The 412-nt window shown below is 73.3% G+C and carries 1 protein-coding gene and 1 pseudogene; both read left to right on the plus strand.

The features are described 5' to 3' along the window. Positions 1–116 (plus strand): annotated as a pseudogene (locus tag RM844_RS33155) (aldo/keto reductase); the annotation flags it as partial. 89 nt (positions 117–205) lie between these two features. Then, positions 206–412, plus strand: a 207-nt coding sequence (locus tag RM844_RS33160; RefSeq protein ID WP_311671129.1) for an RICIN domain-containing protein, incomplete at its 3' end; no start/stop codon positions are given.

A 412-nucleotide genomic window follows, 5' to 3' on the forward strand; every position in this document is an offset into this window, starting at 1 on the left:
AGAACATCGACGTGTTCGGCTTCGAGCTGGACGCCGACGACCTCGCCGCCTTCGCGGCGCTGGACGAGGGCAAGCGGCTCGGCCCGGACCCGGCGGAGTTCAACCTCGGCGCCTGAGCGCCAGGTGCCCCCGGCGCCCCCACCGTCACGGCGGTGGGGGCGCCGTCGTCGGTCCACAGCCCCACGTCCCGGGAGTGAACAGAGCAATGAGCAGCGATCCGGCGCCCGTCGTCGAGGCGGGCACATACCGTCTGCGCAATGTGGGCAGCGGCCTGGTGCTGGAGGTGCACGGCGCGGCCAAGGGCAGCGGTGCCCGGGTGCAGCAGGGCAAGGACGACGGGACGGCCGCCCAGGAGTGGCTGGTGTCCCCGGTGCACGAGGGCGCGGCCCTCTACCACCTGGTCAACGCGCAC

Origin of the sequence: Streptomyces chisholmiae (assembly GCF_031845445.1) — a bacterium.
In the GTDB taxonomy this organism is placed as follows: Bacteria; Actinomycetota; Actinomycetes; order Streptomycetales; family Streptomycetaceae; genus Streptomyces; species Streptomyces chisholmiae.